At 62.0% G+C, this 26,100-nt stretch carries 31 protein-coding genes, 1 tRNA gene and 1 pseudogene; 28 read left to right on the plus strand and 5 right to left on the minus strand.

All coding sequences use genetic code 11. The annotated features are described in order from the left end of the window. Positions 1 to 8 precede the first annotated feature (8 nt). The 16 genes from FJ248_03255 to FJ248_03330 all read left to right on the plus strand — a co-directional run bounded on the left by FJ248_03255 (position 9) and on the right by FJ248_03330 (position 13,049). Positions 9 to 84, plus strand: a tRNA-His gene (locus tag FJ248_03255). A gap of 56 nt (positions 85 to 140) precedes the next feature. Further along, a complete protein-coding gene (locus tag FJ248_03260) occupies positions 141 to 908 on the plus strand; it encodes a DUF429 domain-containing protein (GenBank protein ID MBM4119905.1) in 768 nt (255 codons plus the stop codon). 317 nt (positions 909 to 1,225) lie between these two features. Next, a complete protein-coding gene (umuD, locus tag FJ248_03265) occupies positions 1,226 to 1,657 on the plus strand; it encodes a translesion error-prone DNA polymerase V autoproteolytic subunit (protein ID MBM4119906.1) in 432 nt (143 codons plus the stop codon). 6 nt (positions 1,658 to 1,663) lie between these two features. Beyond that, positions 1,664 to 2,932 carry a Y-family DNA polymerase gene (locus tag FJ248_03270; protein ID MBM4119907.1) on the plus strand — a complete coding sequence of 423 codons (1,269 nt, stop codon included), beginning with the start codon at positions 1,664 to 1,666 and terminating at the stop codon, positions 2,930 to 2,932. Between the two features lie 23 nt (positions 2,933 to 2,955). Continuing rightward, positions 2,956 to 3,207 carry a hypothetical protein gene (locus FJ248_03275; GenBank protein MBM4119908.1) on the plus strand — a complete coding sequence of 84 codons (252 nt, stop codon included), beginning with the start codon at positions 2,956 to 2,958 and terminating at the stop codon, positions 3,205 to 3,207. Between the two features lie 28 nt (positions 3,208 to 3,235). Beyond that, positions 3,236 to 4,432, plus strand: coding sequence for a class I SAM-dependent rRNA methyltransferase (locus FJ248_03280; protein MBM4119909.1), 1,197 nt, complete (start codon positions 3,236 to 3,238; stop codon positions 4,430 to 4,432). 234 nt (positions 4,433 to 4,666) lie between these two features. Beyond that, positions 4,667 to 4,981 (plus strand): RNA-binding protein, encoded by a 315-nt coding sequence (locus tag FJ248_03285; protein ID MBM4119910.1) that lies wholly within the window; start codon positions 4,667 to 4,669, stop codon positions 4,979 to 4,981. 72 nt (positions 4,982 to 5,053) lie between these two features. Continuing rightward, entirely contained in the window at positions 5,054 to 5,557 is a 504-nt protein-coding gene (locus tag FJ248_03290) for a peptidylprolyl isomerase (GenBank protein ID MBM4119911.1), read from the plus strand. Beyond that, positions 5,545 to 6,189 (plus strand): methyltransferase domain-containing protein, encoded by a 645-nt coding sequence (locus tag FJ248_03295; protein MBM4119912.1) that lies wholly within the window; start codon positions 5,545 to 5,547, stop codon positions 6,187 to 6,189. Before FJ248_03290 ends, FJ248_03295 begins: the two co-directional genes overlap by 13 nt. Positions 6,190 to 6,273: 84 nt before the next feature. Continuing rightward, entirely contained in the window at positions 6,274 to 6,960 is a 687-nt protein-coding gene (locus tag FJ248_03300) for a TIGR00266 family protein (GenBank protein ID MBM4119913.1), read from the plus strand. Positions 6,961 to 7,048: 88 nt separating this feature from the next. Next, complete coding sequence (locus FJ248_03305; protein MBM4119914.1) at positions 7,049 to 8,188, plus strand: hypothetical protein; 1,140 nt, start codon at positions 7,049 to 7,051, stop codon at positions 8,186 to 8,188. A 158-nt stretch (positions 8,189 to 8,346) separates the two neighbouring features. Then, positions 8,347 to 9,375 (plus strand): hypothetical protein, encoded by a 1,029-nt coding sequence (locus FJ248_03310; GenBank protein MBM4119915.1) that lies wholly within the window; start codon positions 8,347 to 8,349, stop codon positions 9,373 to 9,375. Between the two features lie 286 nt (positions 9,376 to 9,661). Beyond that, positions 9,662 to 10,192 (plus strand): YceI family protein, encoded by a 531-nt coding sequence (locus FJ248_03315; GenBank protein MBM4119916.1) that lies wholly within the window; start codon positions 9,662 to 9,664, stop codon positions 10,190 to 10,192. Positions 10,193 to 10,196: 4 nt separating this feature from the next. Further along, the gene (locus FJ248_03320; protein ID MBM4119917.1) at positions 10,197 to 11,240 is read left to right on the plus strand and encodes an aromatic ring-hydroxylating dioxygenase subunit alpha; all 1,044 of its coding nucleotides are present in this window, start codon (positions 10,197 to 10,199) and stop codon (positions 11,238 to 11,240) included. Between the two features lie 253 nt (positions 11,241 to 11,493). Then, positions 11,494 to 12,069: a hypothetical protein gene (locus tag FJ248_03325; GenBank protein ID MBM4119918.1), complete on the plus strand. Its 576-nt coding sequence runs from the start codon at positions 11,494 to 11,496 to the stop codon at positions 12,067 to 12,069. Positions 12,070 to 12,140: 71 nt separating this feature from the next. Next, a complete protein-coding gene (locus tag FJ248_03330) occupies positions 12,141 to 13,049 on the plus strand; it encodes a formylglycine-generating enzyme family protein (protein MBM4119919.1) in 909 nt (302 codons plus the stop codon). Here the strand turns inward: FJ248_03330 and FJ248_03335 are convergent. Both FJ248_03335 and FJ248_03340 read right to left on the minus strand, forming a co-directional pair. Next, on the minus strand, positions 13,041 to 13,883 hold the full coding sequence (locus tag FJ248_03335; GenBank protein MBM4119920.1) for a uroporphyrinogen-III synthase: 843 nt from the start codon (positions 13,881 to 13,883) through the stop codon (positions 13,041 to 13,043). The two genes, FJ248_03330 and FJ248_03335, sit on opposite strands and share 9 nt — an antisense overlap. Further along, positions 13,880 to 14,596 (minus strand): formylglycine-generating enzyme family protein, encoded by a 717-nt coding sequence (locus FJ248_03340; protein MBM4119921.1) that lies wholly within the window; start codon positions 14,594 to 14,596, stop codon positions 13,880 to 13,882. Before FJ248_03340 ends, FJ248_03335 begins: the two co-directional genes overlap by 4 nt. Positions 14,597 to 14,794: 198 nt before the next feature. Here FJ248_03340 and FJ248_03345 point away from each other — a divergent pair, with 198 nt between their 5' ends. Genes FJ248_03345 through FJ248_03355 form a run of 3 tightly spaced genes read left to right on the plus strand, consistent with a single transcriptional unit; the run spans position 14,795 to position 17,878 of the window. Beyond that, on the plus strand, positions 14,795 to 15,217 hold the full coding sequence (locus FJ248_03345; GenBank protein ID MBM4119922.1) for a VOC family protein: 423 nt from the start codon (positions 14,795 to 14,797) through the stop codon (positions 15,215 to 15,217). Continuing rightward, positions 15,153 to 16,853 carry an MBL fold metallo-hydrolase gene (locus tag FJ248_03350; GenBank protein ID MBM4119923.1) on the plus strand — a complete coding sequence of 567 codons (1,701 nt, stop codon included), beginning with the start codon at positions 15,153 to 15,155 and terminating at the stop codon, positions 16,851 to 16,853. Before FJ248_03345 ends, FJ248_03350 begins: the two co-directional genes overlap by 65 nt. Continuing rightward, complete coding sequence (locus FJ248_03355; protein ID MBM4119924.1) at positions 16,853 to 17,878, plus strand: NAD-dependent epimerase; 1,026 nt, start codon at positions 16,853 to 16,855, stop codon at positions 17,876 to 17,878. The genes FJ248_03350 and FJ248_03355 overlap by 1 nt, the downstream gene beginning before the upstream one ends. Positions 17,879 to 17,881: 3 nt before the next feature. On the opposite strand, the gene FJ248_03360 is transcribed toward FJ248_03355, so the two are convergent. After that, positions 17,882 to 18,574 (minus strand): HAD family phosphatase, encoded by a 693-nt coding sequence (locus FJ248_03360; protein ID MBM4119925.1) that lies wholly within the window; start codon positions 18,572 to 18,574, stop codon positions 17,882 to 17,884. A gap of 72 nt (positions 18,575 to 18,646) precedes the next feature. Here FJ248_03360 and FJ248_03365 point away from each other — a divergent pair. From FJ248_03365 to FJ248_03400, 8 genes and pseudogenes are all read left to right on the plus strand, one after another. Next, positions 18,647 to 20,690 (plus strand): annotated as a pseudogene (locus tag FJ248_03365) (sodium:proton exchanger). Between the two features lie 64 nt (positions 20,691 to 20,754). After that, positions 20,755 to 21,285: a hypothetical protein gene (locus FJ248_03370; protein ID MBM4119926.1), complete on the plus strand. Its 531-nt coding sequence runs from the start codon at positions 20,755 to 20,757 to the stop codon at positions 21,283 to 21,285. 19 nt (positions 21,286 to 21,304) lie between these two features. Further along, positions 21,305 to 21,550, plus strand: a complete 246-nt coding sequence (locus FJ248_03375; GenBank protein ID MBM4119927.1) for a sulfurtransferase TusA family protein — start codon at positions 21,305 to 21,307, stop codon at positions 21,548 to 21,550. Between the two features lie 394 nt (positions 21,551 to 21,944). After that, on the plus strand, positions 21,945 to 22,298 hold the full coding sequence (locus tag FJ248_03380) for a hypothetical protein (GenBank protein ID MBM4119928.1): 354 nt from the start codon (positions 21,945 to 21,947) through the stop codon (positions 22,296 to 22,298). A 35-nt stretch (positions 22,299 to 22,333) separates the two neighbouring features. Continuing rightward, a complete protein-coding gene (locus FJ248_03385; GenBank protein ID MBM4119929.1) occupies positions 22,334 to 22,675 on the plus strand; it encodes a hypothetical protein in 342 nt (113 codons plus the stop codon). Between the two features lie 57 nt (positions 22,676 to 22,732). Beyond that, on the plus strand, positions 22,733 to 23,644 hold the full coding sequence (gene ftcD / locus FJ248_03390) for a glutamate formimidoyltransferase (GenBank protein ID MBM4119930.1): 912 nt from the start codon (positions 22,733 to 22,735) through the stop codon (positions 23,642 to 23,644). A 91-nt stretch (positions 23,645 to 23,735) separates the two neighbouring features. Further along, a complete protein-coding gene (gene rpsU, locus FJ248_03395; protein MBM4119931.1) occupies positions 23,736 to 23,930 on the plus strand; it encodes a 30S ribosomal protein S21 in 195 nt (64 codons plus the stop codon). A 61-nt stretch (positions 23,931 to 23,991) separates the two neighbouring features. Continuing rightward, the gene (locus FJ248_03400) at positions 23,992 to 24,648 is read left to right on the plus strand and encodes an endonuclease III (protein MBM4119932.1); all 657 of its coding nucleotides are present in this window, start codon (positions 23,992 to 23,994) and stop codon (positions 24,646 to 24,648) included. An 80-nt stretch (positions 24,649 to 24,728) separates the two neighbouring features. On the opposite strand, the gene FJ248_03405 is transcribed toward FJ248_03400, so the two are convergent. Further along, on the minus strand, positions 24,729 to 25,148 hold the full coding sequence (locus tag FJ248_03405) for a hypothetical protein (protein MBM4119933.1): 420 nt from the start codon (positions 25,146 to 25,148) through the stop codon (positions 24,729 to 24,731). A 65-nt stretch (positions 25,149 to 25,213) separates the two neighbouring features. Next, positions 25,214 to 25,567, minus strand: coding sequence for a hypothetical protein (locus FJ248_03410; GenBank protein MBM4119934.1), 354 nt, complete (start codon positions 25,565 to 25,567; stop codon positions 25,214 to 25,216). 98 nt (positions 25,568 to 25,665) lie between these two features. Between FJ248_03410 and FJ248_03415 the strand changes: the two genes are divergently transcribed. Continuing rightward, positions 25,666 to 26,097 carry a hypothetical protein gene (locus FJ248_03415; GenBank protein ID MBM4119935.1) on the plus strand — a complete coding sequence of 144 codons (432 nt, stop codon included), beginning with the start codon at positions 25,666 to 25,668 and terminating at the stop codon, positions 26,095 to 26,097. Positions 26,098 to 26,100 lie beyond the last annotated feature (3 nt).

Genomic DNA, 26,100 nt, shown 5'->3' on the forward strand with positions numbered 1-26,100 from the left:
CCCGTGTGGTGGGTGTAGCTCAAGGGTTAGAGCGCCTGGCTGTGGCCCAGGAGGTTGCGGGTTCGAAACCCGTCACTCACCCCAACATCTCTCCGTTGAACGCTCGGCTACTCTGGTGATTCCTCGTCACGTCCCACCTGATGGGGACCGACTGGTTGCGCCGGGGGTGCGGATTGAGCCTGGCAGGTCTGTGCAGCGCCTTGGCACGTTTGAGGATGGCGGGCAGCATAGGAGATTTTAATCCCGGCATGCGTGGTCAGTCTAAACAGGCAGTTGTGGGAATTGATGTGGGTGGGGAACGAAAGGGGTTTCACGCTGTTGCCTTGCTTGGCGGCATAGTGTTGGACAAAAAGACCGATCCCGATCCCAAAGTGATTGTTGATTGGTGTCTTGATCACAAAGCCATGGTGGTCGCCGTGGATGCCCCGTGCCGGTGGAGCCAATCAGGCTCTTCCCGTCTAGCTGAGCAGAAATTAGAGTTGCGGGGAAAGAAGATTTATTGCTTCTCGACGCCGACGCGAGCCCGCGCATTGCACCGAAATTTCTACAAATGGGTATTCAACGGGGAGAGGCTTTACCGACTCTTAGCAGCCCAGTACGTTCTGTTCAGCGGGCAGTGGGCAAACAGACCGATGTGCATTGAGACATTTCCTCATGCCGTTACCTGCGCCATAGCAGGGCGGGTAGTTGCAACGAAGCCCAAAGCAACGGTGCGCCGGGCGGCGCTACAGAAGAGAGGGTACGGAGTCCACGATCTTTCCAATATTGATTTTGTCGATGCAGCCCTCTGCGCCGTGGCGGCCGAGGGATTTCGTAGTCGCCACTACCAGCAATATGGTGACCGCCGGGAAGGTTTCATTGTCGTGCCGGCCCCCAGCGTCTCGATCGCTTCAAGCAAGTACCTATAGCCTCTGACAAGCAGCCAGGTGGGAAAGTGGCACACTACAATGCCTATACGCAGGCGATGTAAGCGCAGCGCGGAGAAGTATCCAGAATTTCTTTATCTTAACGGCGATGTCGTTGAGGCGGTCTGTCAGCTTTCCGGTGCCGACGGGGGCCGGTCGACGAACTCGGCATCCAAGTTTTTACGAAATGGAGACCTGTGCCATGTGCAAAATCGCCAATACCCCCCACAGTGACCTCTTCCAAGGCGTGGAGCCCGGCTAGGCTTTTCAAGCCGCTCCTGTTCAGTTACACTACTCGCGTTCCCAAAGAGGTTCTTGCCATGACCACCAAGGTTGACGTCGTCTACAGCCCCGATCTCTCAACAGTCTGTCAGCTTCCAGTCTTTCTGGAGCGGGTACCTGCTGGTTTTCCCTCGCCGGCTGGTGACTACATGGAGGGCAAGCTCGACCTGAACCAGTACCTTGTTAAGCATCCCGCCGCCACGTTCTTTGTCCGGGTCACCGGCGATTCCATGATTGAGAAGGGCATTCATTCGGGCGACATTTTGATTGTAGACAGGTCACTGGACCCCAAGGACGGCAACATCGTGATCGCGGTAGTGGATAGCGAGCCGACCGTCAAACAACTTGAAAAAAGAAATGGGAAGCTCCGGCTGCTTCCGGCCAACAAGAACTATGAGCCGGTAGAGGTTTCCGAGCAGCAGTCCTTTGAGATATGGGGGATTGTCACGAACGTCATCCACCCTCTCTGAGGCGCTATGCCCGTCGTTGCCCTGGTCGACTGCAACAACTTCTACGTGTCCTGCGAGCGGGTGTTTAACCTCAAGCTCGCTGGGAAGCCCGTACTCGTGCTCGGGAACAATGATGGAATCGTAGTTGCCCGGTCGAACGAGGCCAAGGCCCTAGGCATTCCGATGGGCGCGCCGGTCTTCAAGTACCAGCCGCTTATTCGCCGGCACGACGTCCAAGTGTTCTCCTCGAACTATGCCCTCTACGGCGACATGTCCCAGCGAGTGATAGAGACCCTGCAACAGTTCAGCCCCGAGGTCGAGGTCTACTCGATCGACGAAGCCTTCCTCAATCTCTCAGGATTCACCCGCACCAGCCTCACTGACTACGGGCGCCGGGTCAGTGCGACCGTGAAGCAGTGGACCGGCATTCCCGTCTCGGTCGGGATCGCTGAGACCAAGACCTTGGCCAAGATCGCCAACCGCCACGCCAAGCAGGCCACGGAATCAGCCGGCGTGTTCGACCTGACAACCTGGCCCGATCGAGATAGTCTCCTGGCCCGGGTGCCGGTCGAGGACGTGTGGGGTATCGGGGCGGCCCATGCGCGGAGGCTAAAGCGCCAGGGGATCACGACCGCCCTGGGCCTGCGGGGAGCAGACGATCACTGGATCCGCAAACAAATGGGGGTGGTCGGGCTCAGGACCGTCCAGGAGCTGCGCGGGACTTCCTGCCTCCCCCTCGAGCAGTGCCCGCCCCCCAAGCAGGGTATTACCTGTTCTCGGTCGTTCGGCCGGCCGGTGACGACGTTGGCTGAGATGCGGGAGGCCGTGGCAGCCTATACTGCCCGGGCGGCTGAAAAGCTACGGGGAGAGCACTTGGCGGCTGCCGCCCTGACCGTGTTCTTGACGACCAATCCGTTCACGGATGAGTCGCAGTACAGTAACGCCCTGACACTCAGATTGCCGGTGGCCACCGATGTAACCACCGACTTGTTGCATCTGGCCTTGAAGAGCGTGGAATCTATCTACCGTGACGGCTATCGGTACAAGAAGGCCGGCGTGATGCTGTTGGGACTAGTCCCGGTTGGCCAGGTACAGGCGAACCTGTTTGAGTGTACCGATCGGGAACGATCCACACGGCTGATGAGAGCCGTAGACGCAGTGAACACCCGCCAAGGCGCAGACACGGTTCGATTTGCCGCCGCAGGGCTGACCCGACGCTGGCGAACACGATTTGCGAGGCGCTCCCCGGCATATACCACCAGGTGGCATGAGATTCCGCAGGTGCAGGCCTCATAACCTGCCCACTACACTGCCGATGGATGTGGCGGCCACAAACGGACGCCGCCGGGGCTGGAGACTCCCGTCCACGCACTGACGATTGTGACGTCGGAGGTACCGCTGCTCGCCGCCGCTCGTTTGATCCAGCCGCACGGGAGTTTTATTCCGTCACGAACGAGGGCCTGCAAGTCTGCGGAATCGCCCGGCGCGCCAACTCATGGCCCCTCTTCTATCAGATGACGATCATCGACAGCCCCCGCGAGGGCACGCCGCGGATCACGATTTCAAAGTAAATTTGCCCATGAGCGAGCGCCAATTCTCATGACCATTCCCACCAAACAAGTGTCCGGCCGCGTATGCCTCGTGCGGGGGCGCGAGCGGACGCTCCCTCCCGGCTATCTCTGGCTCTATGCCGGGCTCATCGAGTCGGTGGATGGCGCGCCGGCGGCCGGTGATCTGGTGGACGTCTGCACCGCGTCGGGCCGGTTCGTCGGGCGGGGCTTCTTCAATCCGCACTCGAAAATACGCGTCCGCCTGCTGACCGGACAAACCGAGCCGATTGACAAAGCATTCTGGGCCGCACGCATCGCGGAGGCAGCGGCCCTGCGCCGTCGCATCGTGGCCGACACAACGGCCTACCGGCTGATCCACGGAGAGAGCGATCTGCTGCCGGGGTTGATCGTGGATTGCTACGGGGACGTGCTGGTCATGCAGGCCCTCTCGTTCGGCATGGACCGGCGGCAGGAACTGCTAGCCGATCTACTGTTGGCAGAAACCGGCGCCCGCGCGGTCTATCTGCGCAATGACGTTCATGCGCGCTCGCTTGAAGGCCTGCCGGAAGGAACAGGATTTCTGCGCGGCGGCGGCCTAACGACAATCGACATTCAAGAAGGCCCGGCGTGGTTCACGGTGGACATCGAACGCGGACAGAAGACCGGCTGGTTCTGCGACCAGCGGGAAAACCGGCTCGCAGTGGCGTCGTTGGCCGAAGGCGCCACGGTACTGGAAGCCTTCTGCCACACCGGCGCTTTCGGCATCCACGCCGCGTTGCGCGGGGCCGTCTCGGTGCTCGGGCTAGACGTGAGCGGCGAGGTTATTACGAAGGCCCGCGCCCATGCAGAGCGCAACGGCATGGCGGGACGCTGCGACTACCGCCAAGCGGACGCCTTCGACGAACTGCGCAGGCTTGAACGCAAGGGCGACCGCTTCAATCTGGTCATTCTCGATCCACCGTCCTTCGCGCGGACGAAACAGTCTGTGCCGCAGGCACTGGCCGGGTATAAGCAGATCAATCTGCGGGCATTGAAATTGGTGAAGCCGCGCGGATTTCTGGCGACCTGCTCCTGCTCGCACCACGTGAGCGAAGATGCGTTCTGGCAGATGGTGCAGGAGGCGGCGCACGACGCGAAGCGGACGCTGCGTCTCATCGAGCGGCGTTCCCAGGCGCGCGACCATCCCGTGCTGGCGGCGATGCCGGAAACGCGCTATCTTAAATGTGTCATCGTGCAGGTGTGGTAAAGGCCGGCAGGCTGGACGGGTATCTTGCTTTCGTTTTGGCACCGTGCTACCGTTTTGCCGCTTCGCGGTCGGGGCCTGGCGGTGGAGCGAATTAGAGAGAAGGCCCGTTGAGTTGTGTGTCGTTGCGCCCGGGAATGTGACGGAAGTCTGACCAGGTCGCCTATTGATGCGCCTTCGGCTGATTCCTCCCTGTGTCGTTCTCGAGCCAAGACATCATGCTAAGGAGGACCCCGCATGGGTTCTAAAATTTACGTGGGTGGGTTGCCCTATTCCACCACCGAGCAGGAACTGAGCGAGCTCTTCTCTGCGCACGGCGCGGTTCAGTCGGCCCGGATCATCATGGACAAATTTACGGGGAAGTCGCGCGGCTTCGGCTTCGTCGAAATGACGACGGATGAAGAGGTCAAGGCGGCCATCGCGGCGCTCAACGCCACGCAACTGGGCGGGCGGACGCTGACGGTCAACGAAGCGCGTCCCCAGGAGCCTCGGGCTGGTGGCGGCGGCGGTCGAGGTGGATTCGGCGGGGGCGGCGGCCGCGACCGCTGGTAGGTTCAGTCGCACGATGACTCGACGGAGCCGCCTCCTGGCGGCCTCGTTCCTATCCTCCGGAGTTGCAGAGGTATGTTCCATCTTCTCCGTACAATGTTGCTTGCCGGGCTGCTGCTTGGCCTACACGCGTTGTCCGCCTCCGCGGCCGACGTCGTCGTGGCCGACGGCCTCTCCGTGTCACTGGAGTACACAATGTTTCTGGCCGACGGCACGAAAATGGAGTCCAACGTCGGGCAGAAGCCGCTGACCTTCGTGCAGGGCTCGCAGCATCTCGTGCCTGGCCTGGAGAGGGCTATCGAGGGGATGAAAGCCGGTGAGAAGAAGCACGTCGAGGTGCCGGCGGCGCTGGCCTACGGCGAATATGATGCCTCCAACCAGCTGCGGGTGCCCAGACAAAAAGTTCCGCCCACGGTGAAGGTTGGCGACGTGCTGGCGCGACCGTCCGGCCGCCAGCCGCTGAAAGTCGTCGAAATCACCAATGACACCGTCGTCATGGATGCCAACCATCGGCTGGCCGGTAAAAATCTCGTTTTCGACGTCAAGATCCTCAAAATCGAACCTGCATCCAAACCGTGACTGTCCGCCGTCGTGCGGATGTGGTGGAACAAACCGCGCGCGCCTATTCGGCACACGCGGAGGACTTTCTCCGTCGCTGGGGCCGGCGAACGTATAAACTGCCTCCGTTATTGCGCGACTGGCTCAAACAGCTTCCTCAAGGGTCCCTCGTCCTCGATCTGGGGTGCGGCGCCGGCCAAGATGCCCGGTATCTGGCCTCGCGGCGGCACCGTGTGGTCGGCCTCGACCGCACGAGACCATTGCTGGAGTTCGCGCGCCGGCGGGCCCATCGGCTTCCGCTCGTGCAGGCCGATATGCGCCGCTTGCCGTTTCGGGTACGATCTTTCGACGCCGTGTGGGCGGCCGCGTCTCTGATCCATCTGCCCAAACCGGCTGCACGCCGGCTTTTTCGCGATCTTGGCGCGCTAGTGCCGCCGGGTGGCTGGCTGGCTGCGACGGTTGCGCACGGGCGGGCGGCCGGCTGTCTGCGCAGGGGCTGGATTCCGGGACGCTATTTTTCCCGTTGGTCTAAAGACGAGTTGGCGCGGGCGTTTCGGCGAGCTGGCTGGGAGATCATTACGCTGAAAACGGTGACGGGCAGGGAGCGGAAGGGGCGCTGGCTGAACCTGCTGGCCCGGCGGCGATCCGCCTAGATCGGCTGTCTCCTGGCCTTGACTCCCCACGACGGTTTAAACACAATCATTCTGTCATGGCTCGAGAGAGGGAGGACTAGACGCATGAAAAGCGAAATTCTCTATCCGGGCGCCTTTCCCGTCGCGCGCGTGGAGCTGGCGCAGGGGGAAAGCTGCAAGGCCGAGTCGGGCGCGATGGTGGCCATGTCACCGACGCTTGACGTCGAGAGCAAGGTCGAGGGCGGATTTCTGAGCGCGCTGTCCCGCCGCGTTCTCTCCGGCGAGCATTTTTTCTTCCAGACGTTAAAGGCGACGCGCGGCCCCGGCGAGGCACTGCTCGCGCCGACCGTACCGGGCGAGCTCGTCATCATCGAACTGGACGGCGTGAACGACTATCTGGTGCAAAAGGACGGCTTTCTTGGCGGCGCCGCAACCGTGAACATCGAGAGTAAGGTGCAGTCTTTGAGCCGTGGTCTGCTTGGCGGCGAGGGGTTTTTCATCCTGAAGATCAGCGGGACAGGCGCACTGATCCTGAACAGCTTCGGCGCGATCCATAAGATCGAGCTCAAGCCGGGGCAGGAATACATCGTGGACAATTCGCACTTGGTCGCTTGGAGCGGCACGACGTCCTACTCCATCGAAAAAGCGTCCTCCGGATGGATTTCCAGTTTCACGTCCGGCGAGGGCTTCGTCTGTCGGTTTCGCGGTCCCGGTCTTGTGTATATCCAGACACGCAATCCGCGGGGCTTCGGCGCCTGGCTCCGCCAGTTCATCCCCGCCGCGTCCGAATAGGAAGATTGCGATTGAGGTTGAGGCTCAGGTCGAGGAAAACTCAAATCCGGCCCGCGGCACGGAGTCTCAGCCTTACCCGCAACTTGCCATGACGACTAGTCCCAACGCCCTCTGTTTCGGTTCCGATCTCCCCGGTAGCGGAGTGCCGTGTCGTGTCGCCATCTCGCCAGCAGGGCTGACCGTGCGCCTCTCCGACGCTGCTGCCCCGGCGGCGGTCGCTTTTTCGTCGCTGACCATGGAAGCTGGCGGATTTGACCACGATCAGCTCATCGTGAAATGGAACGACGGGGCCACAGACCGCACGCTCTATATCAAGGACATCGCGACCATCACGGCGTTTCGGGAGGCCGCGCCGCCGGAACTCACGGCGCAGCTGAACCAGGCCGCACAGTCTGTCCGCTCCACGCGGACGAGCCGTCGTACGGTGCTGCTGGCGTCGGGGGGCGCTGTACTGGCGGTCCTGCTCGGTCTCTGGTTCGGTTCCGATATCCTGGTTGAACAGACCGTCGCGCGCATTCCCGTCGACTGGGAGCAGCAACTCGGTGAATCGGCGCTGCACGAAGCGCTGGCGGGGCGCACGATCCTGACGGAGGGCCCCGCAGTCGAGGCGGTGCAGGAAATCACGAAACGGCTGACCGAGCAGATTCCCAGTAGCCCGTACAAATTTCAGGTCTGGATCGTGAAAGAACCGGTCGTCAACGCCTTCGCGCTGCCCGGCGGGTATGTCGTCGTGTTCACAGGTCTGTTGCAAGATGCCAAGTCACCGGAAGAAGTCGCTGGGGTGCTTGGGCACGAGATCAACCATGTGCTCCAGCGGCACGGCATGGAGCGGATCGTCAAAACGCTCGGCGTCATGGCGGTAGCCGCCATCGTGATGGGGGATCAACAAGGCCTGATCGGGCTGGTGAAGCAGTTGGGCGTCGAGATCCTCACGCTCAAATACAATCGGGATCAGGAGACGGAGGCGGACCTCACGGGGGTGCGGCTTGTGCACAAGGCAAAGATTGAGCCGGAGGGGATGATCACGTTCTTCGAGCGGCTGGCGCACTCGGAGAAGGAAAAGAACCGCGTCGAAATGCTCTCCACGCATCCGATGAGCACGCACCGCGCCGAACGGCTGCGGGCCGAACTTAAGACGCTGCCGGCAATGGTGTCTGAGCCGTTCACCTTTGACTGGGAGAGGGTGCAGGGGGCGGTGCAGCTCGGGGAGGGCGTATCTAAGCCGTAAGCGCGTGAGCCGACGCAGACTCTCCCTTACGGTGCGCGCGTAGGGGCAACGGCCGAGACGGTTGAGAGCGGGGGCGCCCGCTGAGCCACCCTGACACTTGGTTCCACCGAGTGAATTCTGGTACAGTGCGCGACCATTTATCGCGCGCCCATCACAATATGAACAGGCCCGACATTCTGCGAGTAGTCCTGCTGGGGCTCGCTCTAGCGGCGGCCCAGGGCTGCGCCGCGCTCTCAGAGGGTCTTCCCAGCGCCTCGACCGATCTGACCGCGCCGCTGGCCGACCCGGCGCCTATCGAGTTGCCGGGTTCGGTGCCTGCGCCAGCGGGGGAACCGGCCGACGCGCCAGCGGGAAATGCCGCGCCGGCTCAGGACGCTCCTCCTGATGCGATCATCGCGGCGCCCGACCCGGCGCCTTCCGAGCCACCGGCGGTCAATCCGTCCGAGATATCCCAAAAGGACAAGGACACCGACGAATTCTACGATCCCTTCGCCAAGAAAGGGGAGGTCACCGACGAGACGGGCGCCGATCCCTGGGAAGGCTTCAACTCGGCCATGTTCGAGTTCAACCGGAAATTCGACAAGTACGCGCTCAAGCCAGCGGCGAAGGTCTATGACAAGATCATGCCCAACGCACTGCAGAAGGGGATCAGCAACTTCTATTACAACAATATCCACTTCGGGCCGCGCTTCATTAACAATCTGCTCCAATTCAAAATTAAGGAGGCCGGTATCGAACTCGGCCGGCTTGTGATCAACGACGTCATCGGGTTGGCCGGGTTCTTCGATCCGGCCCTGCACTGGCTCGAGATCGATAAGCCTCCCCAGGAGGATGCCGGGCAGACCCTCGGCGCCTACGGCGTGCCACCGGGACCCTATCTGGTGCTGCCGCTACTCCCGCCGTTCACGCTGCGGGACTTCTTCGGCTATCTTCTTGATTTCGGGGCGAACCCCGTGAACTATTTCCTGCTGCCCACGTTCGAGGTGGACCACTGGCCCTCGGCCATCCCGCACAAGAATCGCGACACGACGACCATCCTCCAGCTCGGCCGCACCTTCGAAGAGCTTGTCAACTACCGGTCGCTCAATCTCGAGACCTTCGAAAGCATGGAGGAGGCGACCGTGGATTTCTACAGCACCGTCCGCAACGCCTATCTCCAGAAGCGCGCCAGGGCCGTCCGGGAATAGCCCGGTTCGCAACCGACTTCTTCTTGCCGTTGCAGGGGGTCCAGCTAGACTGATTCGCGAGGGATCAGGAAAGATCGTGCGTCCTTAAAGACACTCAACCGTCATGCCCACTGGTAATTTACTATGGCACAGCCTCGGGGAGCTTGCTATGCTGCGCACAGTTGCAAGCGCGAAGCGGCACGGGACACGGAAGAAACGGAGGGCGGGACAGATGATACGCATGGGACAGATCGGACTCCTGGCTGGCATGCTGGTCGGCCTGTGGGCCGTCACGGCAGAGGCCGAGATGGCCCGCTACGACGTGGACATGGACCATTCGACCATCGGCTTCAGCGTGGCGCACATGGTGGTGTCGAAGACGACTGGACGGTTCATGGAAGCAACTGGCGTCGTCGAGATGGACGCAGAAGCCCGGCAGTTCAAAACCATCGAGGCGACGATCAAGACGGCCTCGATCAATACGAATCATCAAAAGCGCGATAGCCATCTGCGCGCTCCAGACTTTTTTGATGTCGAGCAGTTTCCGACCATCACTTTCAAAATGAAAACCTATCAGACGGCTGGTGACAGGTATACGGCCGTCGGCGACCTGACGCTGCGAGGCGTCACGAGGGAAATCACGCTGTCGGGGACGTTCAATGGTGTCAGCAAGGACCCCTGGGGCAACACCCGCGCGGGCTTCGCGGCGACCGGGAAGATCAACCGCAAGGATTTCGGCATGGTCTGGAACAAGACGCTCGACACGGGCGGTGTGGCCGTGGGCGAGGACGTGACGATCCAGCTCGACATCGAATGCATCAAGGCCAAGGCCCGGTAAGACGATGATCGAAGGCTTCTGGTACGTGGCGTGCGAGAGCCAGGCAGTGCAAACGGGCCGCCCCGTCGCGGCCATGCTCTGCAACCGGCCGCTGGTCCTCTTCCGCGATGCGGCGGGCCGCGTGCGCGCGCTCGACGACCGCTGCTCGCACAAGGGCGTCCCATTATCGTCGGGCTGGCAAGAGGGTGATACGCTTCGCTGCCGGTTCCATGGGTGGCGGTTCGACGGCGGAGGCGCCTGCGTGGAAGTACCGGCACTCTCCGGCGCGGCGCATCCGTCGCCGGCCTCGGCCTGCGTACAGACGTTCCCGGTCGACGAACGCGACGGATGGATCTGGGTTTACGTCGGCAACGACCGCTGTCCCAAACCAACTGCCCCGCCGCCGACGCTGCCCACGCCGCCCGATGGTAGCCCGTTGGTGTCGGTGCGACAATCCGCCGTCGTGAAGGCCCGGTGGAATTTCACCGTGGACAGTCTGGCAGATCCGGCGCACGTGCCATTTGTCCACAACAAATATTTCCGTCAGCAGCAGGTGGCGAAGAAAAAGGAGAAGGTCTTCACCCGGCTGCCGTTGGGTTTCCGCACCGTGTCGCACAACGTGCTGCTGCCGGACACGTTCATTTTCCGGTTTCTCTCGCCGAATCTCGGTTCCGCCACAGCGACGGTGGATTTTGTCCTGCCCGGCATCCATTTCGAGAAATGGGAAATGGGCAATCGGTTTGCGTCCGTGATGCTGATCGCGACGCCGCTGACTGATAGGACGAGTCGACTGGATATCAGCGTCGGCTGGAATTTTCTCCGCTGGGTCCCGATCGGTTGGTTTGCCCGCCGCACGATGGCAACGACGATTGGCCAGGACCGCGAGGTGCTGGAACTGCAGGAGCAGGGCTTCGGTGGGAAGGAGGGCGGGATGCTATTGAATCTTGAGCCAGACCAACTGGTCGTCTGGTTCCGGCAGTTGCGAAAATACCATCAGGAGTGCCTGGCAGGCGCTGCGGCGCCCGCGCACCCGATCCCGGAAAAGACCACCTTGCGGTGGACGACCTGAACAGGAGACGGCGGGGACGATCACGAACGCCCCGCGTTTATCGAGTCCCTGCCCGAGCCCTGCGCGCCAATCGATCCGGTCCTCATCCTGTCCGACAAGGTGCTGGGAATGCGCGGCCTCCATTTCGGAGTCTAGCCCCCCTCAAGAGGGCCGTCATCCGTTTGACGAGTCAGAACTTGTCGAGTCAATCGACCGCCCTTGCCGGAGGCTGGAACGTCTTTGTACACTGGGACCTATGAAACATTTTGTTTGCATGGGTGTCGCCGGTCTGCTCTGGTTCGTGGATGCCTCCGGCGCTGCGGCGCTAGAGTTCACGGCCGACCAGATCACCAAGATCAACGGGCGCAACCGCACGGCCAACATCTACTACCGGGACGAGATGTGGCGGCTGGAGCACTACGATCCAGGACCGGTCAACATCACGATCGTGCGCAAGGACAAGCAGGTGATGTGGCTGCTGCTCTCGCGCATGAAGCATTTCAAGACGCTGCCCTACGATCCGGAGCAGGCCCCAAAAGTGGCGGAACGGCTGGAGGGCGAGATCACGCGGGAGGAGATCGGCACGGAAACGCTGGACGGACACCCCACGACGCTGTACCAGATCACAGTCCAACAGGGCGACCGGACGGCCATCTATTATCAATGGTTAGCGACGGACATTCGTTTTCCGCTGAAGCTGGCCAGGCAGGACGGAAACTGGATCGTCGAATACCGCCACGTGAAATTGCGCGCTGTATCGGACTCCATGTTTCAACTGCCGCTGAATTTTCAACCCCTTGAGGAGTTCGACAAGGGCACGGAGAGAAAGCCGCCCTGGCAGACGATGTAAATTCGTATTCCCTTTCCAGCGCGTATCCATTTTTTTCAAGAGGGGTGTCGGTGAAAAGGTTTGTCGCACACATGGTTCTTCTGATGATGGGGGGGGTCACCGGTGCCGTCTGGGCGCTGGATGTGGCGGACATGACGATTGAGTGGACGCCGGAGGGGAAAAGGCTGGCGGCGGAGCGGATCAAGCTGCCGTCGCACGACGAGATGGTGCTGGTCCCGGCCGGGCCGTTTCTGATGGGGAGCGACAAGAAGGTAGATCCGAAGGCCTATCTGACCGAAATGCCCCAGCATACGGTCCATCTCGACGCCTACGAGATCGACAAACACGAAGTGACCACCGTGCAGTTCTTGAAGTTCGTCCTGGCGACGGCCCGCGCACCCTTGATCGACTGGCGCTACGACGGGGGTAATTTCCAGGACACGATGGTGAACCATCCCGTCATGCACGTGTCCTGGCAGGAGGCGACCGACTACTGCACCTGGGCCGGGAAACGGCTGCCCACAGAAGCTGAATGGGAAAAGGCCGCGCGCGGGGAAGACGGGCGCATCTATCCCTGGGGCGACCAGCCGGCCGGTCTCTCGCGCGCCAACTTCGGCCGCGGCGGCCTGTCCGGACCGGTCCGCGACCGCCCGGAGCGCCTGATGCTCTATCCGCCGATCATATCCGTGGACAAGTACGAGAACGCCCTCAGCCCCTACGGCGCGCACCAGATGGCAGGCAACGTCGCCGAGTGGGTGGCCGACTGGTACGACAAGGAGTATTACAAAACGGCGCCGGACAAAAATCCGAAGGGACCCGAGAAGGGGACGCAGCGGGCCTTCCGCGGCGGCGGCTGGATCGACAGCACACCCAGCGTGCGCGTGGCGCAGCGCAACGGCACGGAGCCAACTACGAAGATGAACTGGCTAGGATTCCGCTGCGCGCGGGACGTAAAGGCGGCCGAGCAGCCGGTCGGTCCTCAGGCGGTGGGTTTACGCTGACCGTTTCTGTTTGAGCAGGATGCGGGCCTGCTCGCTGACTTCCTTGACGAGCGTGCCCATTTTGGGGTGGGACGGCTCGACATCCACGGGCCAGCCGTATTGCCGGAGCCGTTCACTGACGACCGGCCCCACCGAGGCGACGACCACGCGTCTGAGGGCGTGTTTGAAGCGGTCGATGTTGCCGTCCTTTTCCAGCACCTGCATCACGTGGTCCACCTGTACGGCGTTCGTGAGTAGCGCGATGTCCACCTGGCCGGCCATGATGGCCGTCAGGGCGTCGTGCAGCCGGTCCAGATTGTCCGGCAGCGCCCACTTGTAGACGGGGACGCGGATCACCGTCGCCCCCCGTTCGCGTAATTGCTCCAGCAGCTCGACATTGGTTGAGCCGTATTCCTGCAGCGCCACGCGCAGGCCCCGCACGGGCTGGTTCTCGTCGAGCATTTTCAACAGATCCCGCCAGGTGTTCGGTTCCGGCACGGTGAGTTGGCGCGTCAGGCCAAGGCTCTTCAACACGGCGGCAGGTTTCGGCCCGCGCGCCACCAGCGTGATCTGGCCGAGGGCTGCTTTGATCGTGTCGAGCGAGTGGCGCGTTTGCAGGACCCTCAGAAGGGTTTCGAAGCCTGCGCCGGTCAAGAGGATCAGCATGTCGACGTGGCCGTTCAGCAAACGCTCGCCGAACTCGAGCGCGTCGGGGTTGTCCTCCAGCGGCACCTCGCGCAGCGCGGGCGCAACCATCGGGCGGCCCCCCTGGCGTTCGATGAGTCCCGTCATCTCGGTGGCCAGGCGGCTTTCGAAGGACGCGACGGTCAGGTCCTCAAAACCCTTCGCGCTCATTGCGCTGCGTCGATTGCGCAGCGGAAGCCGGTGGATTCGTTGCGGATCGTCGGGGTGCTCTTGACGCGCGTGAAGATGCGGACCAGTGGTGTCTCGACGGCCCAGCCGGAACTGCGCAGCACCTTGTCCGTGCCGGTGGCAGGGCCAGGCGGATTTTTGGCCGGGCTTTTTTCGTAGTAGCGGTCTTCGTACCAGTCGGCGACCCATTCCCAGACGTTGCCCGCCATGTCGTAGGCGCCGTAGGGGCTCTTGCCTGCCTCGTAGCTGCCGACGGGCATGAGGGTCTTTTCGCCGATCCACTGCTGGTTGAAATTCAGATGCTTCGGGGTCGGCTCGACATTGCCCCAGGGAAATCGCCGGTCCTCGGTGCCCTTGGCGGCCTTCTCCCATTCGGCTTCCGTCGGCAGCCGTTTGCCGGCCCACTTGCAGTAGGCGGCGGCGTCGTGCCAGTCCACATTGACCGCGGGCCGCTCGGCGACAGCGGGCGACACCCGGCTGTCCTTCCACAGCGTGCGTGCGGGATTGGTCGGGTGCAGCGGGATGCGGTGGCCGGTCGCCTTCACAAATTCCAGGTAGCGTGCGTTGTTCACTTCGTAGGCGTCGATGTAAAAGGCGTCGAGCTCGACCGTATGGCGCGGGTACTCGTCGCGCCCACCGTCACGGTCCCCGTGGGGCACGCCCATGGGGAAGGGACCCGCTGGCACCAGGACCATCGGGGCCCCGTCTTTGCTGGCCGGTTGCGCAGCCTGCGCGGGAGATGGTCCACTGAGCAACAGCATGAGAAGAATCAACAACGATGCGTGCATGGGACTCCTGTTGCGTGAATCAATCTTGAGCAGATGGTACCATAACGTTTCCGGTTGACGCCATTCGACCCGCATCATATAACAATTGGGCGAGGGAATTACGTCATGGCGGAGGCAGGTATCCGGGGCATGCGGCATCTGGCCTTGAAGGTCACAGACCTGCCACGCTCGCGGAAATTTTACGAAGAACTTTTCGATATGCGCACTGTCTGGGAACCGGACCCGGATAACGTCTATCTGAGCTCGGGCGTCGACAACCTCGCGTTGCATCAGATTCCGGCTGCCGAGATTGCCGCGCATCGTGCGGTAGAGCATCACTGGCTGGACCATCTCGGATTCATCATGGAGTCGCCGGCCTCGGTGGACCGTCTGTTGAAACAGGCCGTGCGGTTCGGCGCCCCGATCGTCAAGCAACCGCAGCACCATCGAGACGGCAGCTATTCGTTTTACATGACTGATCCGGATGGCACCGTCGTGCAGGTCCTCTACGAACCCACCATCAGCAAGCAAACCTTCAAGACTGAGTAGCCAAGCCATGAGCGTCTGGGATTCTTTCAAGAGCGACCAGTGCGTCGGCCTTGCGCCGTGGGTCTGGATTCAACTGGAGAGTCCGGACGATCCCGGCCCCTTCCCCTACGTCGGCGGCGTGGATCCGGCCGTCGTGGCTGCGCTGCACGAAGCGCACAATCTGTTGCAGAGCGGAATCGATACGATCATCGGCGACGTGTTTTCGCACCGTGCCCCCCTGGATGAGCCGGCGCGCCGGGCCCGAGTGGAGGATGCCTATGCCGAACTCGTGAACTCGCGGCCGCACCTCCAGCAGCACATCCAGTGCGGGCGCAAGCCCGACGGCACTTTTCAGTGGGACTTCGCGAAGGATCCAACCAAATCAGCCACGATGACCTATATGGGCCTGCACGTCTTTCACGCGGTCGCGCGGCAGAAGATCCCCATTGGGTTCGAACGGCCGCTCGCGCCCACGACGGGGAAATTTCTGGGTTACCTGGACGGCACGCACCGCGCGGCAGAACTGAAGACTATCGCGCTGGCCTCGGGCCGCGAAGGCGCGCGGCTCCTGACCCAGTTGATGGAAGTGCTGCACAAGCACGAGTGCCTGAGTTTCTCCGCGAAGATGACCGTGCGGGACCGATGGCTGGAACGGACGCGCGATCAGGACATGGTCCATCTGGGCCACGCGGCCTTGATGTACCGGCAAGCGGACCGGTTTTTTTTGTTCGATCCGTGGCTGCTGCCATGGCTCGCGGAATCGCCCGTGCCGTCCCTTTGGGGCCGGCTGCTGCCGCGCCCCGCCGCGATTTTTCTCACGCACGACCACGACGACCACGTGGACCCGCGCACGCTGCTGCATCTGCCCAAGGACGTCCCTGTCGTCATTCCGAGCAAGCGCAACCGCACTGCACTTTTTTTTGATTATCCAGCGCTGCTGCGCGAGCTGGGTTTCGGCCAGATCGTCGAACTGGCGCATGGGGAGAGCTGGTCGTTCGATGGAGGCGCGGTCGTCTCGGTGCCGTTTTATGGCGAGGATCCCTGCGACCTCGCCATGCCCCGCAACTGTTATTTGATCAACGACCGCGGTCGGAACACGCTCGTCCACGTTGACAGCGGGCCGACCAACGACGGCAAATCGGTTGTGAAAGAGGGTGTAATGGGCGATCTGGTGAAGACATACGGCCCGGTATCCACGCTTTTCGCTTCGCAGCAGCAATTATTGGAACTGCGCACTCATGCGGCGCATGCCTGCCTCTCCCATCCGGGCCGCTGGCTCGAAACCGGGGAGAACGGCTATCTCACGAACACCTATTTGTCTGAACTGGCCGCTGCCGCGCAGGCAAAACTCTTTGTCTCCTATGCCACTGGCGGGGCAGACTGGTATCCGGACCACCTCTCGTTCATGTTCAGCCAGCGAAATCCGGCGCGCACGGCGCTGCTGACGGCACATTGGGAACGGCCGGAGCAACTCAAGGACCTGCTGGCCCCGAAGGGCTGCGGCTATCACTACACACAGGCACTGGATATTTTCCGCACGCAGGCTGATGGTGGCACCGAGGTCGTGTCCGAAGCTGATGCGCTGTCGCCGCTTTCGCTCTACCGATTGGACTGCGGCGATCCGCCGTTCATGAAACCGGGCCCGGGGAGGCGCTGATGGTGACGAAAGCCGCTCCGCCCATTCTGGTCACCGGCGCCGCCGGGTTCATCGGCTACCACGTCGCGCGCCGCCTGCTCGAGTGCGGGGGCGCCGTGCTCGGCCTCGACAACCTCAACAGCTATTACGACGTGCGGCTCAAGAAGGCGCGGCTCGCGCAGCTCAAATCGTTCCCGGCGTTCCGGTTCGTCAAGCTGGACCTCGGCGACCGGAAAAAAATGGCGGCGCTGTTCAAGGCGCACGGGTTCCGCCGCGTTGTGCATCTGGCAGCGCAAGCTGGTGTGCGCTACTCGCTTGTGCGCCCCCACGCCTACACGGACAGCAACGTCGTCGGATTTCTAAACGTACTGGAAGGCTGCCGGCACGCGAAGGTTGAACATCTGGTCTATGCCTCGACCAGCTCGGTCTACGGAGCGAACACGCGCATGCCCTTTTCGGTGCACGATAACGTGGACCATCCGATCTCGCTTTACGCGGCGACAAAGAAGGCCACCGAGCTCATGGCCCACGCCTACGCGCATCTCTATCAGATTCCCTGCACCGGTTTGCGGTTTTTCACCGTCTACGGGCCTTGGGGACGCCCCGACATGGCGTTATTCCTGTTCACGAAGGCGATTCTCGCGGGCAAGCCGATCGAGGTGTTCAACCATGGAAAGATGCAGCGCGACTTTACCTACATTGATGACATTGTTGAGGGTGTAGTTCGGGTGCTGGACCGTCCGGCCATGCCCGATCCGACCTGGTCCGGCGGACAGCCGAACGCCGCGACCAGCGCGGCGCCCTGGCGGCTCTACAACATCGGTAACCATCAGCCGGTCGAACTGTTGCGGATGATCGAGGTGCTGGGGCGGGCGCTTGGAAAGACCGCGAAGCAGCGGTTCCTGCCGATCCAGCCCGGTGATGTGCCGGCGACCTATGCCGACGTGCAGGATCTGATCAACGATGTTGGCTTCAAGCCGGCTACGCCGCTCGAAGTTGGGATCAAACGGTTCGTCGAGTGGTACCGTTCCTACTACAAGGTCTAGCCGCTAGTTTCCACACAACCGGTCGAGTTCCGCCGGGCTGACAGCGGTCAGATTGGGATAGACTGCGTCGGCACCCTGCAATTTCTCGGGCGGGTAGGTGGTGGCCAAGCCGAGGACCTTCATGCCAGCTGCCTTCGCCGATTGAATGCCGGCCAGCGAATCTTCGATCACCAGACACTCGGCCGCCTTCAGTAGAGGCTCTGGTGGTGGAGCGAGCGCGGTCAATTTCTCGAGCGTCAGGCGATAGATGTGTGGGTCGGGTTTGCCGATGGGTGTATCCTCGGCGGTCACGATCAACGGGAAGGCCCGCTCGATCGGGGTGTCCTTGAGGGCCGCCGCGACCTGGTCACGGTTGCCGCCTGAGGCGACGGCAATCCGGTATCGCCTCTTTGCTTCCAGTACGAAGTTCACCACACCGGAGAACAAGACGGGTGGGTGCGAGGCCGTGTAGGCTCTGAACAGTGCCACTTTGCGGTCGTGAATGCGCTGCGCGAGTGTCGGGTCCGTGCGTCCGGCTTTCTTCAACAGCGCAGTCAGGCAGTTGCGCTCGTCCATCCCGAGGTAGGTGCCATAGTAGTCGTCTCTAGTCAGTGGCAGGCCCTCTTCTCGAAGTGCCTGCTGAAACATGAGGAAATGGGACGTTTCGTCGTCGGCGATCACACCGTTAAAATCGAAGATGATCACGCGGAACGGCATGGGGTGAAGGTAGCACGGCGAATTTCGGAGTGACAAGGAGATGGTGTATAGTCCTGAGCCTACGGAGGGGCCGTGACTGACGTCGGAATTCTGACCGATCTCCTAGTCATCTTCGCGATCTCGATCGGAATCGTCTTCGTTTTTTATCAATTCCGTCTGCCTCCGATCGCCGGATTTCTGGCGGCGGGGGCACTCATCGGCCCCCATGGGCTCAATCTCGTCTCCGACATCGAGCAGGTCAAGGTCCTAGCCGAGATCGGTGTCGTCCTGCTGCTGTTCACGATCGGTGTGGAGTTTTCGCTCGCGCATCTGACCGCGGCGCGCCGCCTGCTGCTGATCGGGGGGCCGCTGCAAGTCACGGGGTCGCTCCTACTGGCCGCCGCCGTGGGCATCGCCGTGGGCCTGCCGGTGCAGCAGGCGCTCTTGTGGGGCTGCCTCCTGTCCTTGAGCAGCACGGCCATCGTGCTCAAGGCCCTGGCGGAGCGCGGCGAGAGCGACACATTGCATGGCCGCGCCACGGTCGGCATTCTGATTTTCCAGGACCTCGCCGTCGTGCCGATGATACTCCTGCTGCCGCTGCTCGCCAATTCGGGCAACAGTCTGCGGCCCGAGATCCTGCTGCCGCTCGGCAAGTCGGTCGTACTCGTTGGCGCACTGATGGCGGTGTCTTGGTTCGTGGTGCCGAAACTGCTCGAGCAGATCGTACGCCACCGGAGCCGCGAGCTGTTTCTCCTGACGACTATCGTGCTCTGCCTGGGCATCGCGTGGCTGACGGCGTTGAGCGGCCTGTCGCTTGCACTGGGTGCCTTCATCGCCGGGCTAGTCATCTCCGAGTCCGAATACAGCCATCAGGCGCTGGCGGAGGTGCTACCGTTCCGGGACAGTTTCAACAGCCTCTTTTTCGTCTCCATCGGCATGCTGATGGATGTCCGCACGTTGCTGGCCCATCCGGTTCTCGTGGCCGCGCTGGTCGGCGCGGTGCTTGTCGGCAAGTTTGTGACCGGCGCGATTCCCGTGGTGGCCTCGGGCTATCCGCCGCGCGTCGGCATTCTGAGTGGCATCGCGCTGGCGCAGGTCGGGGAATTCAGTTTTGTCGTGGCGCAACAGGGCGAACGGATCGGTCTGCTGACGGGCGAGCCCTATCAGGTTTTTCTCGTCGTGTCGGTTTTGACTATGGTGATCACGCCCTTTCTGATGCAGGGGGCGCCCTATGTCGCGCGAAAGGCCGAGGCGATCCAGTGGCTACGGCAGTGGTCTGCTGACCGGACGATCGCGCATCAGACGCAGGCGGCGCCGGGCGAACTCAAGATCCGCGACCACGTGATCGTGCTGGGGTACGGATTGAGTGGGCGCAACCTCGTCCGCGTGCTGAAAGAGACCGACATTCCCTACGTGGCGCTTGACCTCGACAGCGAGATCGTCCGGCGCGAGGCGCAGACCGGTGCAAAAATCATCTACGGCGACGCGACCAGCCCCGGCGTGCTCCATCACGTGCGGATCGGCGACGCCCGCGTGCTGGTGGTCGCTATCTCGGATCCCTCCGCGGCCCGGCACATCGTGCCTATTGCGCGGGGGCTCAATCCCACGATTCACATCGTCGTACGCACGCGGTATCTCCGCGAAATGGACGACCTCCATCAATTAGGGGCCGACGAGGTCGTGCCAGAGGAGTTTGAAGCGTCGATCGAAATCTTCGCGCTGGTGCTGCAGACTTACAAGATGCCGCTGGCGGTGATCGCGCAGAAGGCGGAGCAGATCCGGAAGGACGGCTATGCGCTGCTGCGGCGGGACGCTCACGGACGTGCAGGGGGAGACCTGCTGCATCGAGGCCGATCCCCCCGCGGGGGGCTGGCGCATTAGACAGTTGTCGATTCGCCCGTGCACCGGGCCCTCGGTAATCGCGCGGACGCGGTGCGGCTCGACCGACTCCAATCTGAAGGAAAATCTTATCCTGGAGGAAGGCGACGTCTTGTCGCTGCGGGGGGCCCGCAATCCGATCTGGCGGGCGATCGGAGTGCTAGTGGGGGAAAATCGGCGTAACGGCACGCTCACGCATAATTCGCGCAGAAGGGCTTTGTCCACAATCCGCTCAATAGGCGGGCTTGCTCAGGATTGACAGTCCGAAGAAACGCAGCCTATAGTGACTTTCGCGTGCGCCCAGGACCCGTGAGGTCAATCCGGTGGATCCCACAAAACTCGAGCCGGCGGTAGCGCTGGCGGAACTGCGGAACAGCAAAACGGAGCGGGTGACGATCGTCGTCCTGAGCGGGGACTTCGACCGCGTCATGGCGGCCTTCATCATCGCCACCGGCGCGGCGGCGATGGGCATGACCGTTACGATGTTCTTCACCTTCTGGGGGCTCAACGTCATCCGCAAGGAGGGCGCGACGAGCGGTGCCAAGGACCTACTGCGCCGGATGTTCGGGTTCTTGAACAAGGGCGGGGCCGGCCGCCTGCCGCTCTCGCGGTTCCACTTCGGGGGCTTGGGCACGAGCATGATGAAACGTGTCATGGAGCAAAACCGAATGCCGGGCATTCCGGAGTTGCGCGAGACGGCGTTGGACCTAGGTGTGAAGTTCATCGCCTGCACGACCACGATGGGCATGATGGGCGTGACCAAGGACACGCTGATCGAAGGTGTGGACCAGCTTGCCGGAGTCAGCACCTATCTTGCTGAGGCCCGCCAGGGTAGCGTCAATTTGTTCATCTGAGTCCGCGGAGAACACGCACATGATTCGTTCCGATGTGCAGCTCGACACACTGGGCTACTTCTGCCCCATGCCGATCATCATGACCTCCAAGAAAATCAAGGAGCTGACGATCGGGCAGGTGCTGGAAGTGGTGTCCGACGACGAGGGCATCAAGAAGGACATGCCAGCCTGGTGCGTGACGACCGGCCATGAAATGGTCGGGCTTGAAGAAGCCACGGGCAACGACGGACCGATCTTCAAAGCTTTTGTCAAAAAAACCAAGTAATACGATCTGTTCGCGACAGGATGGGGCCGGTGAAGCGCTGTTTCAGCGGCCCTATTTTTTTCTTCCTTCCCGTCACAAGCTGTGGCGGGCTCAATGCTCTGTGTATACCCCATATTGTGGTTTTTTGTTGACACCCCTACGAGGGTTTGCTATGTAGTTCACCCCAAGTATCCCTGAAGTAGGCCGAACTGAAGAGTGTAGCGCCCCCATTGTGAGTCCCCCAAACAGCGGGAGGGCTCGAGGAGGTGCGATGCCAGGAACGGTCAAGCTCAACCGCCCTCCACGGGCCGCATCGCGGTACCGGACATTTCTTCGCCACTCGATTCGTGCGCTTTCCTCGGCAATCATTGCGCGGTCTCCGTCCGCACCGTCATTGCAACTAGGAGGTGGACGCATGGGCAGTCGCGGTCTCGTCGTGAACGAATACGTCTCTAAGGTTGCCTACCAGGCTGTCGCTCGGGCCGGTGAATCCACGCTGCTACCGATCTTGAATCAGGGCAGCGGTGAGCCAGAGGGTGTGCTCGTGGCCTCCTCGTTGGAGCGCATCGTGGTCTGCGGCCGCGAACAGGCGCTGCTGTCGATGGAGGACATCCGCGCCGTGCAGCGCACCATGGTGCGCGTGCAGGCGCGCCGCGCAGTGATCTACGTGCCAGCCGAAATAACGATCCCGAATCCCGTCATGCTGCTGGCCACGCTTTCACAGGTCGATATCGTGCGCATGGCACCTGCGTCGTCCGCGCCGTCGTGAGTAGGCTGGACGTGACGCGTACCACGAAGCCCTCTATGCTCGGCCCCGTTCTCCTCAAGTACGCGCATCTGTTCGTGAGTGCGCTATCAACCGGTACCTTCATCCTATCCCGCAACGGGCGGACGGCCGACTATGTCGGCGCCACCTCTGACGATCTCGCGGGGACGCTCGGGCGCTTCGCGCGGCAGAGCGATTACCGGTATTTCTGGTGCATCGAGACCCACTCGGCGCAGGAGGCGTCGGAGATCGAAAAAGCCTGGCGGCACCGGTACTGCCCGACGGATAACGCCACGCGCGCTGGGGCTGCGCACGGCGACGGCTGGCGTTGTCTGGCCGAAGGCTGTCCCACCTGCGCACTCGCGGGCTTGGCACGCTGAGCGGGTGCTTTCCTCCTGCAGCTTGACCCGTCCCTTTCGCGCCCGTAGCATGCCGTCATGTTCAGCCCCCTCGTCGAATGTGTCCCCAATTTCAGCGAAGGGCGCAAGGACACCGTCATCCGCGCGTTGATCGATGCCGTGCAGGCTGTCCCTGGCGTGCGGCTGCTCGATCACACCCGCGATGCCGACCACCACCGCTGCGTGCTGACCTTTGCCGGCGCGCCGGACGCGGTCGGGGAAGCAGCCTTCCGTGCCACTGTGGGTGCCGCGGCGCGCATCGACCTGCGTACGCACACGGGCGTGCATCCGCGCGTGGGCGCAACGGACGTGATTCCCTTCGTGCCGCTGCGCGGCGTGACGATGGACGAGTGTGTGTCGCTGGTCAAGCAGGTCGGCAAACGCATCGGCGAGGAGCTCAAGATTCCGGTGATCCTCTATGAAGCCGCTGCGACGAATCCTCTGAGGGCCAATCTGGCAGAGATCCGCCGCGGCGGCCTGGAGCATCTCACCGCCCGCATGGCCTGTGACTCCAACTGGGCGTCGGACTTTGGTCCGGCCACACCCCATCAGACCGCCGGCGTCACGATTGTCGGAGTCCGGGGTATCCTGGTCGCCTTCAACGTGGGGCTCGCTACCAACGATCTGGCTGTCGCCAAGGCAATTGCCAGGGCTGTTCGTCAGTCGAGCGGCGGCCTGCCGTCCGTCAAAGCCATCGGCGTGCCGCTGTCCGGCCGCAGCCAGGTGCAGGTGGCGATGAACTTGGTCAATATTGACGAGACACCGGTCCACGTTGCCTTCGAGGCGGTGTGCCGGGAAGCCGAGCAGCGGGGGGTTCGAATAACGGGCAGCGAGTTGATCGGTCTTGTGCCCCGGCGGGCGATGGAACAGGCCCGGGCCGCCGGCATCGCGATCGCCTCGCTGGAGCCGTCCTCAACACTCGAAACAAGGCTCGAACAGGCCGGATTCTGATCCGCCGAAAAGCTTGTAGGCGGTCGAAGCGCTGTGGTAGACTCCGGCCCGTTAGGAATCCAAATTCCAGAGGAACGGGGCGCACAGAACAATGGAAATTAAAGTTTTTAACAACAATGTCGAAAAGGCCCTCAAGGTCGCCAAGAAGAAGCTGGCGGGCGAGGGGCTCTTCCGCGAGCTGAAGCGGCGCCGGTATTACGAGAAGCCCAGTGTCCGTAAGAAAGCCAAGCAGCGCGAGGCACAGCGCCGCCGGCAGAAGTGGCTCTCGAAGCGGCGGATGGACTAGTCGGTCGTTTGCCCCTCCGACTCTCTTAACTCCTGACAGCCGTCCCCGTACCTAACGCGCGATGCGCCCGCTCGAAATCCACCCTGCGATCAGGATTCTCCGCAAGGAAATCGCGCAGTGGCAGGAGCCCATAGTGGGGGTTGTGGCCAAACAGTCGCGCGACCCCTTTTGTGTCCTCATTGCCTGCGTCCTGAGCCTCCGTACCAAGGATAAGACGACGGCGGAAGCCAGCGCGCGGCTCTTCAAGCTGGCCCGCACGCCGCGCACATTACTCACCCTGCCGGTCAGGACTATCGAGAAAGCCATTTTCCCCGTCGGGTTCTACCGCAACAAGGCGAAACAGATTCACGACATCTGCCGGCGCATTCTAGACGTCTACGATGGCCGTACGCCGGATACGCTCGAGGAGCTATTGACCCTGAATGGGGTGGGGCGGAAAACGGCCAACCTGACGGTCACGGTCGGCTACGGCAAGCCTGGCATCTGCGTGGACATCCATGTGCACCGGATCAGCAACCGCTGGGGCTATGTGAAGACAAAGACGCCGGAAGAAACGGAAGAGGCCCTGCGCACGAAACTGCCGAAGCAATACTGGATCACCTACAACGATCTGCTCGTGCCCTACGGGCAAAATCTCTGCCAGCCGGTCTCGCCCTGGTGCAGCAAGTGCAAGCTGACGCAATACTGTGACCGCGTCGGCGTCACGAAATCACGTTAAGCGTGCCACAAATCTTGTGAAGCGCCGGGGCAAAAGGGGCGTTTCTGTACCATACCAACGACGGGATACGAGTGAGGGGCTTAGATAAACAGCGTCGTCTCCGCGTCGGCAGTGAGATTTAAAATAGCAGGCAGGCCCATCACTTCATCCACGTTCTTCTTGACCACGCCCTCGTCCACGCCCATGTATTCCAGCCCCGCGCTACAGGCCACGATGCGGAAATGCCCAACCTGCTTTGCCTCCGCGAACATCTCGGAAATCTTCGGCACGTTCTTTTCCTTGAGCAGTCGCGCCACGGCCTGGCCGTCCACGTGGTGCTCGGGGGAAAAGTTCAGCTCGTCGAGCCGCCCGTCGGACAGTTTCTTGATCGCCCAGAACATCAGCACGACAGTGACCTGCTTACCCATGGCCGCTGCCGTGAGGCCGAGGGTAGCCACCTGATGCAGGGCATCGTACGAGGAATTATGCGCGAAGATGATGAAGCGGTGTTTCTGGCTCATGCCGGGTTGCTCACAGGTGGCGGATTATAGCGCCCGTCTGCTGGTGGGACAAGCGCAGCGTCCGCTCATCTCTTCTTCAATTTGCCCTGCGTGGTCACGCTGGATACGAAGGCGTCGATCGCTGCGTTGACCTCGTCGGCCGTCATAGCGCGGTCGTGTGTCTCGCTCTCGTCGACGATGAAAACGTCCTTGAGCTTTTCTTGCCGGATGATGACCGTGTTCTCCGGCGTGACCTCAATCATCATGAACCATTCCTTGGGGCCCTTCGTGATTACCGCCTCCTTGCCGAGTCCCTTTTTCGACACCTCGACGTGGTAATCCGAAGCCGGCTCGGTGGCTGGAGCGGGCAGTGCCCAGGCCAGAGCAATTAACAGGGCTGCGGGCAGGAACATCCGGGCACGGCGAGAGGGGTGGGTCATGGCGGGCCTCCGAACCCGTGTGCGCCGAGTATAGCGCAACCTCCGTCCGGCGGAAAGCGGTCTTTACCTGATCCCCAGCGCCTTGTTACGATAGGCCAATGGACGCCCTGCTGGCCCAGATTCAGCCGTTCCTGACAAAAGAATTGATGACCGGGCTTGGCGTCTCCTCCGTCATCTTTTTTGTTGGCACGCTCATCGCCATCCCCGCTATCCTCATCCGCTTGCCGCCACACTATTTCGATGAGCGCCACCCACGGCCCTGGATGTCTGGTTATCATCCTGTCGTGCGCACCAGCGGCTTCATCCTGAAAAATTTCGCCGGCCTCGTGTTTCTTCTGGTCGGAATCGCGCTCCTCTTTTTGCCAGGGCAGGGCATCCTCACGATCCTGCTCGGCATCTCGCTCATGGATTTCCCCGGCAAGCGCTATTGCGAGCGCAAAATTGTCGGCCAGCCGACAGTGCTCAACGCGATCAATGCCCTGCGCGCCAGGCACCAGAAGCCGCCGCTCACCGTGCAGGACGATTCATAAGCC

Origin of the sequence: Nitrospira sp. (assembly GCA_016873435.1) — a bacterium.
Lineage (GTDB): Bacteria > Nitrospirota > Nitrospiria > Nitrospirales > Nitrospiraceae > VGXF01.

Bases quoted from the DNA above. Each gene is read 5' to 3' on its own strand.
- FJ248_03260 (MBM4119905.1), top strand. From the start codon at position 141: ATGGGGACCGACTGGTTGCGCCGGGGGTGCGGATTGAGCCTGGCAGGT.
- umuD (MBM4119906.1), top strand. From the start codon at position 1,226: ATGACCACCAAGGTTGACGTCGTCTACAGCCCCGATCTCTCAACAGTC.
- FJ248_03270 (MBM4119907.1), top strand. From the start codon at position 1,664: ATGCCCGTCGTTGCCCTGGTCGACTGCAACAACTTCTACGTGTCCTGC.
- FJ248_03275 (MBM4119908.1), top strand. From the start codon at position 2,956: ATGTGGCGGCCACAAACGGACGCCGCCGGGGCTGGAGACTCCCGTCCA.
- FJ248_03280 (MBM4119909.1), top strand. From the start codon at position 3,236: ATGACCATTCCCACCAAACAAGTGTCCGGCCGCGTATGCCTCGTGCGG.
- FJ248_03285 (MBM4119910.1), top strand. From the start codon at position 4,667: ATGGGTTCTAAAATTTACGTGGGTGGGTTGCCCTATTCCACCACCGAG.
- FJ248_03290 (MBM4119911.1), top strand. From the start codon at position 5,054: ATGTTCCATCTTCTCCGTACAATGTTGCTTGCCGGGCTGCTGCTTGGC.
- FJ248_03300 (MBM4119913.1), top strand. From the start codon at position 6,274: ATGAAAAGCGAAATTCTCTATCCGGGCGCCTTTCCCGTCGCGCGCGTG.
- FJ248_03305 (MBM4119914.1), top strand. From the start codon at position 7,049: ATGACGACTAGTCCCAACGCCCTCTGTTTCGGTTCCGATCTCCCCGGT.
- FJ248_03310 (MBM4119915.1), top strand. From the start codon at position 8,347: ATGAACAGGCCCGACATTCTGCGAGTAGTCCTGCTGGGGCTCGCTCTA.
- FJ248_03315 (MBM4119916.1), top strand. From the start codon at position 9,662: ATGGCCCGCTACGACGTGGACATGGACCATTCGACCATCGGCTTCAGC.
- FJ248_03320 (MBM4119917.1), top strand. From the start codon at position 10,197: ATGATCGAAGGCTTCTGGTACGTGGCGTGCGAGAGCCAGGCAGTGCAA.
- FJ248_03325 (MBM4119918.1), top strand. From the start codon at position 11,494: ATGGGTGTCGCCGGTCTGCTCTGGTTCGTGGATGCCTCCGGCGCTGCG.
- FJ248_03330 (MBM4119919.1), top strand. From the start codon at position 12,141: ATGGTTCTTCTGATGATGGGGGGGGTCACCGGTGCCGTCTGGGCGCTG.
- FJ248_03335 (MBM4119920.1), bottom strand. From the start codon at position 13,883: ATGAGCGCGAAGGGTTTTGAGGACCTGACCGTCGCGTCCTTCGAAAGC.
- FJ248_03340 (MBM4119921.1), bottom strand. From the start codon at position 14,596: ATGGTCCTGGTGCCAGCGGGTCCCTTCCCCATGGGCGTGCCCCACGGG.
- FJ248_03345 (MBM4119922.1), top strand. From the start codon at position 14,795: ATGGCGGAGGCAGGTATCCGGGGCATGCGGCATCTGGCCTTGAAGGTC.
- FJ248_03350 (MBM4119923.1), top strand. From the start codon at position 15,153: ATGGCACCGTCGTGCAGGTCCTCTACGAACCCACCATCAGCAAGCAAA.
- FJ248_03355 (MBM4119924.1), top strand. From the start codon at position 16,853: ATGGTGACGAAAGCCGCTCCGCCCATTCTGGTCACCGGCGCCGCCGGG.
- FJ248_03360 (MBM4119925.1), bottom strand. From the start codon at position 18,574: ATGCCGTTCCGCGTGATCATCTTCGATTTTAACGGTGTGATCGCCGAC.
- FJ248_03375 (MBM4119927.1), top strand. From the start codon at position 21,305: ATGATTCGTTCCGATGTGCAGCTCGACACACTGGGCTACTTCTGCCCC.
- FJ248_03380 (MBM4119928.1), top strand. From the start codon at position 21,945: ATGGGCAGTCGCGGTCTCGTCGTGAACGAATACGTCTCTAAGGTTGCC.
- FJ248_03385 (MBM4119929.1), top strand. From the start codon at position 22,334: ATGCTCGGCCCCGTTCTCCTCAAGTACGCGCATCTGTTCGTGAGTGCG.
- ftcD (MBM4119930.1), top strand. From the start codon at position 22,733: ATGTTCAGCCCCCTCGTCGAATGTGTCCCCAATTTCAGCGAAGGGCGC.
- rpsU (MBM4119931.1), top strand. From the start codon at position 23,736: ATGGAAATTAAAGTTTTTAACAACAATGTCGAAAAGGCCCTCAAGGTC.
- FJ248_03400 (MBM4119932.1), top strand. From the start codon at position 23,992: ATGCGCCCGCTCGAAATCCACCCTGCGATCAGGATTCTCCGCAAGGAA.
- FJ248_03405 (MBM4119933.1), bottom strand. From the start codon at position 25,148: ATGAGCCAGAAACACCGCTTCATCATCTTCGCGCATAATTCCTCGTAC.
- FJ248_03410 (MBM4119934.1), bottom strand. From the start codon at position 25,567: ATGACCCACCCCTCTCGCCGTGCCCGGATGTTCCTGCCCGCAGCCCTG.
- FJ248_03415 (MBM4119935.1), top strand. From the start codon at position 25,666: ATGGACGCCCTGCTGGCCCAGATTCAGCCGTTCCTGACAAAAGAATTG.